15 protein-coding genes and 2 other annotated features are annotated in these 12374 nt (G+C 39.0%); of the genes, 3 read left to right on the top strand and 12 right to left on the bottom strand.

Annotated elements, in window-relative coordinates:
* Positions 1 to 289: 289 nt before the first annotated feature.
* Positions 290 to 895: a TetR/AcrR family transcriptional regulator gene (locus A5888_RS19800; RefSeq protein ID WP_339101791.1), complete on the bottom strand. Its 606-nt coding sequence runs from the start codon at positions 893 to 895 to the stop codon at positions 290 to 292.
* Positions 896 to 971: 76 nt separating this feature from the next.
* On the opposite strand from A5888_RS19800, the gene A5888_RS19795 reads away from it, so the two are divergent.
* On the top strand, positions 972 to 1439 hold the full coding sequence (locus tag A5888_RS19795) for a DUF1307 domain-containing protein (protein ID WP_086349171.1): 468 nt from the start codon (positions 972 to 974) through the stop codon (positions 1437 to 1439).
* Positions 1440 to 2013: 574 nt separating this feature from the next.
* Positions 2014 to 2448 carry a universal stress protein gene (locus A5888_RS19790; protein ID WP_249274472.1) on the top strand — a complete coding sequence of 145 codons (435 nt, stop codon included), beginning with the start codon at positions 2014 to 2016 and terminating at the stop codon, positions 2446 to 2448.
* A gap of 51 nt (positions 2449 to 2499) precedes the next feature.
* Here A5888_RS19790 and A5888_RS19785 read toward each other — a convergent pair whose 3' ends face one another.
* From A5888_RS19785 to A5888_RS19760, 6 genes are all read right to left on the bottom strand, one after another.
* Positions 2500 to 3690 carry an amidohydrolase gene (locus A5888_RS19785; protein WP_086349170.1) on the bottom strand — a complete coding sequence of 397 codons (1191 nt, stop codon included), beginning with the start codon at positions 3688 to 3690 and terminating at the stop codon, positions 2500 to 2502.
* Positions 3691 to 3714: 24 nt separating this feature from the next.
* Positions 3715 to 4548: a MetQ/NlpA family ABC transporter substrate-binding protein gene (locus A5888_RS19780; protein WP_086349169.1), complete on the bottom strand. Its 834-nt coding sequence runs from the start codon at positions 4546 to 4548 to the stop codon at positions 3715 to 3717.
* Between the two features lie 23 nt (positions 4549 to 4571).
* The gene (locus A5888_RS19775) at positions 4572 to 5252 is read right to left on the bottom strand and encodes a methionine ABC transporter permease (protein ID WP_086349168.1); all 681 of its coding nucleotides are present in this window, start codon (positions 5250 to 5252) and stop codon (positions 4572 to 4574) included.
* A 60-nt stretch (positions 5253 to 5312) separates the two neighbouring features.
* Complete coding sequence (locus A5888_RS19770; RefSeq protein WP_086349167.1) at positions 5313 to 6383, bottom strand: methionine ABC transporter ATP-binding protein; 1071 nt, start codon at positions 6381 to 6383, stop codon at positions 5313 to 5315.
* 115 nt (positions 6384 to 6498) lie between these two features.
* Positions 6499 to 6753 (bottom strand) — a binding site (T-box leader).
* A 65-nt stretch (positions 6754 to 6818) separates the two neighbouring features.
* Positions 6819 to 7052, bottom strand: a binding site (T-box leader).
* A 171-nt stretch (positions 7053 to 7223) separates the two neighbouring features.
* Positions 7224 to 7781 (bottom strand): hypothetical protein, encoded by a 558-nt coding sequence (locus tag A5888_RS19765; protein WP_086349166.1) that lies wholly within the window; start codon positions 7779 to 7781, stop codon positions 7224 to 7226.
* Complete coding sequence (locus tag A5888_RS19760; protein WP_086349165.1) at positions 7774 to 8145, bottom strand: hypothetical protein; 372 nt, start codon at positions 8143 to 8145, stop codon at positions 7774 to 7776. The genes A5888_RS19765 and A5888_RS19760 overlap by 8 nt, the downstream gene beginning before the upstream one ends.
* A 146-nt stretch (positions 8146 to 8291) precedes the next feature.
* Between A5888_RS19760 and A5888_RS19755 the strand changes: the two genes are divergently transcribed.
* Entirely contained in the window at positions 8292 to 9056 is a 765-nt protein-coding gene (locus A5888_RS19755; protein WP_086349164.1) for a MerR family transcriptional regulator, read from the top strand.
* A 109-nt stretch (positions 9057 to 9165) separates the two neighbouring features.
* Here the strand turns inward: A5888_RS19755 and A5888_RS19750 are convergent, their stop codons facing one another.
* From A5888_RS19750 to A5888_RS19730, 5 genes are all read right to left on the bottom strand, one after another.
* Complete coding sequence (locus A5888_RS19750) at positions 9166 to 9753, bottom strand: helix-turn-helix domain-containing protein (protein ID WP_086349163.1); 588 nt, start codon at positions 9751 to 9753, stop codon at positions 9166 to 9168.
* Positions 9754 to 9953: 200 nt separating this feature from the next.
* On the bottom strand, positions 9954 to 10727 hold the full coding sequence (locus A5888_RS19745) for a hypothetical protein (RefSeq protein ID WP_086349162.1): 774 nt from the start codon (positions 10725 to 10727) through the stop codon (positions 9954 to 9956).
* Positions 10724 to 11635 (bottom strand): ABC transporter ATP-binding protein, encoded by a 912-nt coding sequence (locus A5888_RS19740; protein WP_086349161.1) that lies wholly within the window; start codon positions 11633 to 11635, stop codon positions 10724 to 10726. Before A5888_RS19740 ends, A5888_RS19745 begins: the two co-directional genes overlap by 4 nt.
* Positions 11632 to 11835 (bottom strand): PLD nuclease N-terminal domain-containing protein, encoded by a 204-nt coding sequence (locus A5888_RS19735; protein WP_086349160.1) that lies wholly within the window; start codon positions 11833 to 11835, stop codon positions 11632 to 11634. The genes A5888_RS19740 and A5888_RS19735 overlap by 4 nt, the downstream gene beginning before the upstream one ends.
* Positions 11836 to 11970: 135 nt before the next feature.
* On the bottom strand, positions 11971 to 12366 hold the full coding sequence (locus A5888_RS19730; protein WP_086349159.1) for a GNAT family N-acetyltransferase: 396 nt from the start codon (positions 12364 to 12366) through the stop codon (positions 11971 to 11973).
* Positions 12367 to 12374: the final 8 nt, after the last annotated feature.

The following is a 12374-nucleotide window of genomic DNA, read 5'->3' as shown; positions in this document are numbered from 1 at the left end:
GTAAATTCCGCCTTATTGCTTAGAATCACAGTGATTGCTCTTTTGAGCAGAACAGATGATGAAAAGTACCTACTTTTGGTGCTTGAAGCTAACCGCTTCTGTCCCAACCTTTTTCCTCTGGTTACACTACTTGTATTACTATTTCCGCTATATTTACGACTGAAAAATCTTCTTGAAAATTATGCAGAATCAAGCAGAAAGCAGGAACTCTTTACACTCTCACATCATTTGTAAACTGTATTGGTAATAGCAGTATGATATGCTAATGAAGGTAATGCATGAGACCAATTCAACGCCGATTATTTGTTGTCTTTTCACAAATATTTTTGAAGGATACCATAAGCAAATCAATAACGTCAGCTGCTACTTTTTCAGGAGTTTCTTGACACTGATCAGCCAGCCAAACTTCAAACACGGCATGAAAAATCCCCCGTGTCATATAATGGATCACTATCAAATGCTCTTCAGCTGTCAGCTCTTGAGGAACAGCTGTTAAGAAATGTTCATAGTAGCTAGTATAAAACTCTTCTAAAAACACTGGGTCATTTTTTATCAAGAGTTGGATATGTATATGGTGCTTCTTTATATAGTTGATATTTTTCAACGCATTCAGATACAACAACTCACGTGTCTTGGCATCTGAATATGATTTATAATTTTTCAAATAATCTGTATTCTCAGCAAGAATTAGTTTAAATGACAACAAAAACTGTTGCTTGATTGTTTCTAAAACATCATATTTATCAGTAAAGCAATTATAAAAATGAACACGGCTGATAAATGTTTGCGCAGCAATTTGTGTCACAGTAATCTGCTCTATTGGCCGATCAACTAAAAGCTTCAACAACGTAGCCTGAATGGTTTCTTTTGTATTACTTGATAATAAATTATTCATAAGTGCCTCCAAATTGATTATTTTACAGATGTTCAGCTGGATAGTCAATTTGAGAAAAAATTCAAAGGAGAAAAAAATGAAAAAGAATGGACTATTATTGGGGGTTGTTACACTGATTATTACTTTTGGATTAGCAGCTTGCAGCAGCTCAAACAGTAAGTCAGAAACAGCAACATATGTAATGAATCAAGATGAAATGAACCATGAAGCCACATTCACACATGTAGGAGATAAGCTAACAAAAGTAGATCAAACAATGGAATATCCACTCTCTTATTTTGGTGTTGAAGATGAGCTTACAGATGAAATGAAAGAACAAATAAACGAACAAATCACTTCACAGTATGGTGAATACGATGGCGGTGAAGGAACTTCCCTAAAAACAACCTTTACAGAAGACGCGCTCCGTATCGAAATGTCTTTAGACTTGAAAAAAGCAGATAATGCGGCAATCAGTTCTCTTATTGTAGGCTCTGACTCAACTAATATTAGCTTCGAGCAAACCGTAGCAGATTTCGAAGCACAAGGATATACTAAAAAATAACACCTAAGCTTTGAAAATAGTGTTCATTTCCCGAGAAATAGACCGAATAATCTCAAAAATAGGAAGAGCTATTTTGGGATTATTCGGTCTATTTTCAAGATGTAGCCTGCGATTACTCGGCACAGCTTAGGTCCTATGAATGCTAGTTCCACTTTCAATTTTTTTAGTGAAACTGTATGCAGAGCAACACGTAGAGAAGTTGCTTTTGTGTTTACGATTCTTACTTCATTGAAATTCTCGAAACACAAAGAGACTGGAACACCATTTATTCGGTTTCAAAAGTACTAAAAATCTGGGAATTTAATTATGTCCCAGACCGATCCTTCTATCGGTTCCGCTAAAATTACCTATTACTTTAAGTTTTTTTATTATCAAAAAAAGTCCCATCTATCAACCTTTTTTTCGTACTGGCTGATAGGTTTCATTTCCTCATTCTGTTTTTTTCATGCTATACTTGATTTGTACAAAAGAAGAAAAGGGTTACATTTGCGTTTGATGTTCTCAAGCAATAGCTTTCTTACAGTCGTTTGATTTGTGAAAATTTTGAATGGATCAGAAGGAGATGAATCTCACCATGAATATGTATGAAAAAATTTTAGTCGCCGTTGATGGATCGAAAAATGCCGAGCTAGCTTTGAGACATGCCGTTGCACTTGCTGTAAAAAATGACGCCGAGCTGTATATCCTATCAATTATTGATGAAAATGCCATCAGTCATAGCTCTTTCGCCTTTTCAAAGGTTCTAGCAGAAGAAAAAGAACTGGTCAGAAAAGAAATGGAGGATCATGTCGATTATGCAATTGATCAAGGACTGACAGCAGTCAAGCCAATCGTTGAAATCGGAAATCCCAAAGAATACATTTCTTCCTCTGTCCCAACGGAAGAAAATGTTGATTTGATCGTTATTGGTGCTACCGGAAAAGGTCGTCTTACAGAAAATGCCATTGGTACCACAACCAATTACGTTGTCCAAAATGCGCCATGTAATGTGCTGGTCATCAAAGAATAAAAAATCAGTCGCTACCCAAGCAACAAGGGGTAGCGGCTGATTTTTCATTTTCTATTCCGAAAGATAGCGCAGCGCGTATTGCACATGGTACTCTGTTGCATACGCTAACCCATCCTCATCAATATCAAATTGCTCATGATGATGGCCAAACTGTGTGTCTTCATTTTTTAAATTACGCGTACCCACACGACCATAAACGCCCGGTGCTTTACTCAGGAAATCAGCAAAATCATCTGCTCCAAGACTTTTCGGATGAGCCTTGATCACATTTTCTGCTCCAACGATATCAGCCGCCACAAGTTGCGCGAGCTCTGTCGATTCTTCTTCATTAATCAATGGACCTGCTGCATCATAAACAGAGAAATTAGAAATCTTTGTACGATGAGCCTCAGCAATTTGATTGGCTATTTCCTCCACACGCTTCAAAACAAAGGCCCGTGTTTCATGGCTAAACGTTCGCACCGTTCCTTCGATTTCTGCATGGCTTGCAACAATATTGTATCGCGTCCCGGCTTTGATCACACCGATTCCGACTACTACTGTATCCAACGGAGAAACCTCACGCGCCACAATTTTTTGTAACTCCACAACAATACTTGCTGCTGCTAATGCAGCATCTCGTCCCACATCTGGCTGAGCTACATGGCTACTGAACCCTTCCACTTCAATCTTGAAAATATCACATGACGCATTTGTAGGTCCCGGCGTTGCGACAAGCTTGCCAACCTCTACACTAGAATCTAAATGAATCCCAAATACTCGATCGACATTTTCTACAAATCCCCCATCCACAAATTGACAGGCCCCTGCACCGATTTCTTCCGCAGGTTGAAATGCCAACAGAATTTTTCCCGAAAAATCCGCTTGACGACTCTTCAAAATTTTGGCAGCACCTAACAATGCGGCCGCATGCCCATCATGTCCGCAGGCATGATTCAAGCCCGGATTTTTAGATTGATATTCTTTACCTGTTCGATCTTCTAGCTCCAATGCATCAATATCCGCACGAAGCAAAATTGTTTTTCCCGGTTTATTTCCTTCGATTGTGCCCAGCACACCTGTTTCACCAACTGCTACATAAGGGATAGCCAATTTAGTCAGCTCTTCTTTTATTTTCTTGATTGTTTCATATTCTTTCAGGCTTGCTTCCGGATATTGATGAAAATGTCTGCGTAACGCAATGACCTCTTCTTTTCCTGCTAACACATCTTCTCTGATACTTTTTTCTACAGCTATACTCATTGTCTGATTCCTCCTGATTTGTGATTAGTTACGTCCAAATGTTTCCCATGCTGGAACACTTGATCCTTTTGATGTCTCTTCGATAACCTTCTTTGTTTCCTCCTGTTGATAAGCATCAACGACTTTTTGATAAAGCTCATTTTCTTCATCTTCTTTTCTTGCAACAATGATGTTAACATAAGGCTTGGATTTTTCATCGACTGGCTCCAAGTAAATGGCATCCTCAGTTGGAACAAAGCCGGCATCTACAGCCATTCCACTATTGATGACTGAAGCAGCTACATCTTGTAATGCTCGCGCAGTTTGAGCTGCATCCAATTCAGTGATTTTTAAGTTCTGTTTGTTTTCTGTGATATCGTTGACTGTTGGTATTTGCTGTTTCTCAGGGTCTACCTTGATCAGTCCAGCACTTTGGAGTAATAACAATGCCCGTCCTCCATTTGTTGTATCATTTGGTATAGCGATTTCAGCTCCATCCTCAAGCTCTTTGACATCTTTGATTTTGTCTGAATAAATTCCTAATGGTGCGCTGACCGTATTCCCAATGGAGACGAGATCAGTTTTATGCTCAGTATTGTAGTTATCTAAAAATATCTGATGCTGGAAGGAGTTTAAATCGATTTCCTTTTCAGCTAAGGCTGCATTTGGTTGCGTATAATCAGAGAATTCGATGATTTCTAAATTGATATCCTCATCCTTCAGGCGATCTTTTACCGATTCCCAGACCTCATTATTCGCTCCGACAACACCTAATTTGACTGTTTCTGTTTTATTACTTTTTGCACTTCCAGATGAACAGCCCGCCAATACCAATCCTGCTAATGCAACTGCTGCTAAAATTTTCACTGTCTTTTTCATATTATTTTCCTCTTTTCTTTAAATTAATGAGATGTTCGCTTGATTAATTGATTACTGATAAATTGGCTTAGAAAAACCAGAATTAAAATAATTGCTGTGGCTGCAATCGTAACATCTGTCTGAAATCGATTATAGCCTCTTGTGATTGCCAAGTTTCCGAGGCCGCCAGCCCCAATTGCTCCCGCCATAGCTGTCAAACCAATAAGATTGATTACTGTTACTGCAGAAACTCTGATAATACTAGGTAAACCTTCAACTAGATAAACCCTGAAAACAATCCCCAAAGGACTCGTTCCCATCGCTTCTGCCGCTTCAATGATGCCCTGATCGACCTCCAACAAAGCATTTTCTATCTGTCTGGCAAAAAATGGTGTTACCCCAACGATTAGTGGTACTAATGCAGCAGTTGTACCAATCGTTGTTCCTGCTAGAAAACGTGTGATTGGTTGAATCAATGCTAGCATTATAATAAATGGAATAGACCGGCAGACATTGATGATCTTTTCTAAAACGCTGTACAGTGCTTGATTGGCAAATATTCCTTTAGGTGCTGTTGTCACTAGAATAACGCCTAAGAGGATACCTAAAATTCCTGCGCCCAACGCTGTCCAGAAAACCATATAGAGTGTTTCCAATGTACTGTCGATAAATTCTTGTTTCAACTGAAGAACGTTAGGAAAGGTTGTTTCTAAAAATTTTTGCATATGTGTACTACTCCTTTATTATTTTCTATAATTTGGTACTTCGGATTATTCTTCCTGTTTTTAAATCACCCGAAATGCTCGTTCTACTTGATTTTCTTGTACGTGTTTTAATATAGTGACCTTTACTTGTTGTTCTAGGAGGTAAGCTCTAGCTTTTTCCCGTTGTGTTTCTTCTCCTGAAAGAACGACGATTAAACGGCCGATAGGCACTTGCTGTACAATTTCTACATTCCCATACAAGATGTTTGTTACGACTTGATAATTGCTGAATAGCTGTGCAATCAACGGTTCACTCGTTTGCTCTCCCACATAGGATAATTCCACTAGCTCCTCATGCTCGGTTAAATTCGTTAGTGTCGGATGTTCAAGAATCGTTTCCAACGCTTGATCGATATGAGCGGCCGTCCGAATAAAGTCTTTGGTCAATTCTTTTTGTGGATCGCTGAATACTGCAACAATATTGTTTTCTTCAATGACTTTTCCATCTTCCATCACAGCAACTCGGTTACAAACTGCTTTGACTACCTGCATTTCATGAGTAATCAAAACAATCGTCAGACCCAACTCTCGATTCAGTTTTTTCAACAGATCCAAGATTTGGTTGGTCGTCTTTGGATCAAGCGCGCTGGTCGCTTCATCACACAGCAATATTTCCGGATCATTTGCCAAGGCTCTGGCAATTGCTACCCGCTGCTTCTGCCCACCGGACAGCTGGCTAGGATAGGCTTCCTGTTTTTCCTCTAACCCAACCAGCTGCAGCAACTTCTCGATTTTCCCCTTTCGTTCTTCTTTTTTTAACCCAGAATATTTCAGGGAAAAATCTACATTGTCAAAGACTGTTCGTTCATTCATCAGATTGAAGTGTTGAAAGATCATGCCAATTTTTTTACGTTGCTCTCGCAATTGCTTTGCTGAAAAACTTAGCAGATTTCGACCATTGATAATGACCTCACCACCACTTGGCCGTTGGAGCAAGTTGATCACACGAACCAACGTACTTTTCCCCGCACCAGAGTAGCCAACGATTCCGAATACGTCACCTTTCTCGACAGTCAGAGAAACATCCTTCACTGCCTCTATCTTTTTTTGCTTTTCCTGAAACGTCACATTTACTTGTTTTAACTCGATCATATTTCTTCACCCCACGATTTATTCAAGAGCTGTTCGTATACACCGCTCACTGTTGACTGTTTGTTGCGCTTTTTCAATAGAAAAAGGCATCCTCAAATGCACAAAAATTTGTACACTTGAGGACGCCTTCTGCGTGTTACCACCTCACTTCAGTATTTATTCACATAAATACACTTATCAAGTACGACAGCTAAATCGCTGTTTATACTCTAGCACGATAACGGGTGCCCCCGTCGCCGCCTTATGGATTTCTCCACTCGGAGCGCTGCTCAATGGCCATTTTCCATACGTCCTTCACCGCCTGTTCTCAGCTTTCACAGGCTCTCTGTCTGATGCTTTTCGTATGTACTTTCCATCTCTACGCGTTATTCTTTGATTTATTTTCGTCGCTTGTCCTATTCAGACAAACAAAAAGCCCTTCTACTGATTCATCAGTAAAAGGGCGAAATAGTCGCGGTACCACCTTTTTTTGAAGCAAATCACTTGCTTCTCTCTACTCAAGTCATGTTTTAACTTGCTGCATGGATAACGGGTGCCGCCCGAAGTTGCTTACCTATCAACAACTTTTCCTCAGAGACCATCTTCAGCCTTTCTATCTTATCTCTTTTCACCAACCAGAGACTCTCTAAAAAGATAAACCAAGCTTACTCTTCTCGTCAACAGATGTTTTATTAAGTGTTGATTAGTATTTTATAGAACTTCTTTTAGATTGTCAAATACTTTCTTAAAGAAAATTCCATTTTATCTTCTTTTGTTTTTAATCCATCAGAAAAATTGATTTTCATGCTGAATGTTTGGCTGATGATACTGAGTCTACTGATTAAGCATAAACAACCGATTTTAGACCAATGCGTTCAATGCCTCTACTAATAAACGAATGCCGCTAAAATCCTTTGTTACAGCTGCAGTAGCTAAGCTTTCGCTCAAAAGATACCCTACTGTTTTTGTAGCTGAGCTGGCAGTCAGTAGCGGTGAATGTTCTGTCCTTTTGACAAACACATCGGTTATTCTCTTTTCCAGTGTATAAAAGCTTGGTAACGGCTTCCCCCGATTGATTGAAAAAAGTAACGAAAGTACGGTTGCTGATTCCATGTTTATCAGCTTTGATATACTCTGAAAGAAACAAGTATAGTCCTTTCGCACAAGAACATTGGGAATATCTTTCAATAATGTAGCCAGATAGCTTTGATTGATTCCATCTAAAAAGTCATATTTATTCCTATACCATCCTAAAAAATCTTGTTTGCTAACTTTAGCGTGCAGTAATATTTCCGCCTGAGACAGATGCCAGAAATCCTTTCGAATGACTAACCATTCCAGAGTCTTTACTATTTTTTTCTCTACTAAAAGTCGCTCCTCACTCTGACACAGCTCCTGTTTTTCGATAAGCTCAATCATGAAGCTCTCCATCTGGATCTATCAAAAGGATCGCAATATGACCACTATTTTTCATCTCTCTTTTCAATGATCGAAAACCATCCAAAACAACAATTGAAAAAACCTTTTTCAGCTTGACCGCAACGCCCATAAACAGTTGAATCAGTCTGTCATTAAGATTCCCATTTATGATCAATTTTACCTTATGCTTTGACATTATCCTTTTGACTTTTTCAATGTTCGCAGCCGGATTGCTCAAAAGCTCTTTCCATGTGATAAAATGAATGATGACAGACGATTGATAACCTAATAAAACATCCGTTACCGTTTCTTTGTTCGTTGATTGCTGCAGTCTTTGCTGAATGTAGTCCTGAATATTTTTCATTGTCTACTCTCCTTTCAGGTGCGTTCATGCTATTCTATTGTCAGCAAACGTACGTCATCTAAATAATAGAGTAGGTCGCACCTCTCTATTCAATTGAAAGTATAAGCCTTCAAGTCACTTGAAGGTCAAGAGGGAGTAGAAAAATTATGGAAGAACAAACACTTTATACTGTCAATCAAGTGGCTGGATTGTTGCATCTTCCCAGTTCAATGATTCGTTATTGGGACGACCAAGGACTGATCCATGCTATACGACATCCTGAAAATGGGTACCGTTTATTCTCACTGGAAGACATCATTCTGATCAATGACATTGATTTCTACAGAAAATTGGGTGCACCAATAAAGCAAATCAAGGACCTTGAAAGTAAAACAATTGATGAACGATTTCAGCTGTTGGAAAAAACAGAGACCATGCTTGCTGAAGAAATTCAAGCCTTGCAGCAAAAACAGGTACATCTGCAGCAACGAAAACAACAACTCATTCATTTGATGAGTATGCAGAAAATGAAGCCAACTAAAGCGGAACCTGTCATTTCCCAAATCATCAAGGTAGATATCGATGATCCTCATCTCAGTAATCAACTCTTGGAGGACTCTTCAAAACTTGGCATCCTCTTAAATGAAGCTGGACAACGCATCGACTATGGCTATGCTGCTGAAACTAGCAACGAAGAGGAGCCTCTGCTTTGGCAAAAAGATACCAATGCCGTTCTATATTATGAGTTTTTATTGGTCATCGATCAAGAAGAACACGCATCTATCGAAACAATAAAAAAAGAGATTGTTGATAAAAATCTGATTCCCGGTAAAATCATCGGACAATACTTGATGAGCGCAGCAAATGAGAACACAGAATACACAGAGTATTATCGCGCTTGGATTGAAGCACGTCCAAAAGAAGAAAAATAAATACGCAGAACGACTCGAAGCGGTTGCTCTTCGAGTCGTTCCGTTTATTTATGTTGATTTAGACCAATAGAGGTAATAGGTAGCTTTTAATAACCTTTCTTCTATACAATTAATTTCCAGTAAATAACTCTCTATCTGACCAGCTGGTAACCATCAACCACAGAAAAGCAATGAAAATCACTACGTACAAAAACAGCCCGATTGGATTTCTTGGATTAAATGCCCAACCAACTCCAAGTGTCTTAGGGACAACTATTGGAGAATGCCACCCGCTATTCAATGCATCCTTTGGAATGATGATGAAATATCGAACGACGGTCAAAATGTATAAAACGGCAATCAAGATAACTGGTAACCAATTTGCCGTAAAATTGATTTTATCAATCACCCCCAGTAAAAAAAGCAGCCCGATGATTCCAATCAGTAGCCCATCTAAAACCTTTCGTTTCTTTATTCTTCGTAGCAATTCCGCATCTTCATTCATTTTTTTCATCAGATGTTCATCTCCTTTAAGTAGTTCATCTAAAGAGATTTCATAGTAATCACTCAACTGAATAATCGTTGGAATATCCGGATAGTTCCTTCCTACCTCCCAATTTGAAATAGTTTGTCTGGAAACATGGATCTGATCGGCTACCTCCTGCTGCGTCAAGCCCAACTGTTCTCTTCGATTTTTCAATTGTTTTCCTAGTGACATTCCTATGATCCCCTCTCATCTCAAACTTAAATAAATAACATCCAATTATCAAGCTAATCATACTTGCAGAAGCAGAAATACGCAAGCTCGAATCTCAAGCATCCCTCTATAACAGTCTTTATAACAAAAAAAGACCATTGATAGTCACCAATGATCTTCTGAAAAAATATGATTCTCTATAGTTATTTTTACCAACTGATCTAATAAATAGAAACACGTTTGAATCGGAAAGCGGCAATTATCAAAAAGATGACACTCAATCCCAATGATAGAAACAGCGGCAACTGATCACCATTAAACAAACCGCCATTTTTTAACCCCTCTGTACTGACTTCGATCAGCTGTAATGGATTGGTTTTAGCTAGAGACGGGAAAATATTGACTATAAATAAAAGAATCAATAAAACAAAGCTGAGTAATAAACCGCCTTGTGCTTTCGGAAGTAACACCTGTCCCAAGTTGGCAATTGAGAGAAACAGGATACCGAACACACCTAGTTGAAGCAATTGAAAAATCAAACCAGAAAAATTTTGAGTCTCCCCAGGAAACAGCCAGAGATTGTATAGATACGTGATAGCAAAGGAAAGAAGTAAGCCGCCCACCCATAGAAGCGCTTGATAAATGACCTTCGCAAACATCGCCGAATTTCGATTGATCCCTTTGGTTACTAACAGGACAAGCGTGCCACCGGTCACTTCCTTCCCTAATGCATTCCCAAAAGTAATCAGAAAAATGATCAAGGTCATCTGACTATGATTGCTAAAAAATTGCAGCCAACTATCGTAAACACTTGGATCAGGCAAACGAATTTCAATTCCATCGGTGCCGCCTAAAGCTTGAATGATTTCTGGAAGTAGTTTCGCTGTAACTGAGCTGGCTAGTCCAAAAAGGACAAAAACGGTAAGTATAATGAATAAGCGATAGGTTCGAAACGCTTCAACTGCTTCTTTTTTTAATAAAACAAGATGTCTCATGCACCTGTCACCTCCATAAAAATCGATTCCAAGGTTGGTTCTAATCGAGTAAATATCTTTGGAACAATCTGTTGCTCATTCAAAAATGCCATCAATAGTAAGCCAGTTTGCTGTCCATCTGTGGTATGAAGTGTGAGCTGTCCATTGTCTTCCTTAATCGACCAATCCTTACTGAAAGTATGCAAGAATGCCGCCTTTTCTGTTGCTTTTTCAAAACAGATCCTAAACCCATCCATCGGATACAAGTGCTTTATCTCCTCCATGCTACCTGCACATTGAATTTCTCCTTCATGAAGAATTGCAACTTGATCGCTGATTTTCTCTACATCCTCTAAGATATGGCTGGAAAATAGAATCGTTGTTTCATGCTTCAAAGATTGCATTAGCTCTAACACTTCTTTTCTGCCTACAGGATCTAAGGCAGAAGTTGGTTCATCACAAATAATCAATTTAGGGCGGTTCAACAGCGCTTGAGCTAAGCCAAGCCGTTGCTTCATTCCCCTTGAAAACTTGCCGATCCTTCTCTTGCCGCTTTTCAAGTTGACTAGCTCTAACAACTCATCTACCCGTTGCTTCAATTCTGTTTTTTCAATACCAGTGAGCTGACCAACCAAATACAAGTATTCTCTGGCAGAATAATAAGCATAGAAGGAAGGAACATCTGGTAGGTAACCAATCTCTTTATTCGTCACTTGATTATTGTAAACTACTTTTTTACCATCTACGATCACTTCGCCTGCTGTCGCCTCCAATAATCCTAGAACAATATTCATCGTTGTTGTTTTTCCAGCACCATTTTCACCAACAAACCCATAAATTGAATGTTCCGGAACCTGAATACTGACAGACTTGAGTATTTCGTCTTTTCCGAAGCTCTTACGTATATTTTTGACTTCTAAAATATTCATGCTTCTTCCCCTCTTCCAACTAAAAAGTAACCAATTGGACCAATAATCTGGAGCAATAAGACAGCCAGAGCCCAAAACCATACATTGCCGAACCGAAAACTCCTATGCTTCAACACATGGATCAATGCAATAATCGACAAGCTGAATGAAACAAGTAGATAAGGTAAAAGGTATGGCAAATATTGAATAAGTTCATCCATTACAAACACCTTCTTTTATATTATTTGTATCATCAATACTAATACAAATAATATAAAATAGCAACAAAAAATGGTAAGCCCATCCTCAGAAGCCTACCATTTCCCCCAAAAAATGTCTTCTTTGGGCTTTTTATTCTATTTTGTACTTTTCACTTCGAAAATACTGCCTTCCTTTCGATAGCCTTTGCTTTCATAAAAACCATCTACATCAGACATGACATAAATAGTTTGATCTGAAAAAGCCATACACACCTGCTCCATCAGCATCTGGGCAGCCTTTTTCCCTCGAAACGCCTTGTCAACCAACAGATCATAGATATAGACACCGAATATACCGTCTACACGACAGCGGCAAAAACCAATCAGCTGATCCTCAGCAAACGCCACAAATGTTTCTGAGGCATTGATTGCTTCAAAATAGGCCTCGCTAGTCTCATCAGATGTGTAATCGCTCCATTCATCCCCTTCACGTAGCATCAGCTCCAGTAGCTGATCCCAATCTGTTTCTCGATATTTTTCTATAGTGAACATCTCCGCAT

This window comes from Enterococcus sp. 9E7_DIV0242 (assembly GCF_002140975.2).
GTDB classification, from domain to species: Bacteria; Bacillota; Bacilli; order Lactobacillales; family Enterococcaceae; genus Enterococcus_L; species Enterococcus_L clewellii.
The sequence above is the reverse complement of the archived record's forward strand: the minus strand, read 5'-3'. Positions and strand labels throughout refer to the sequence as shown.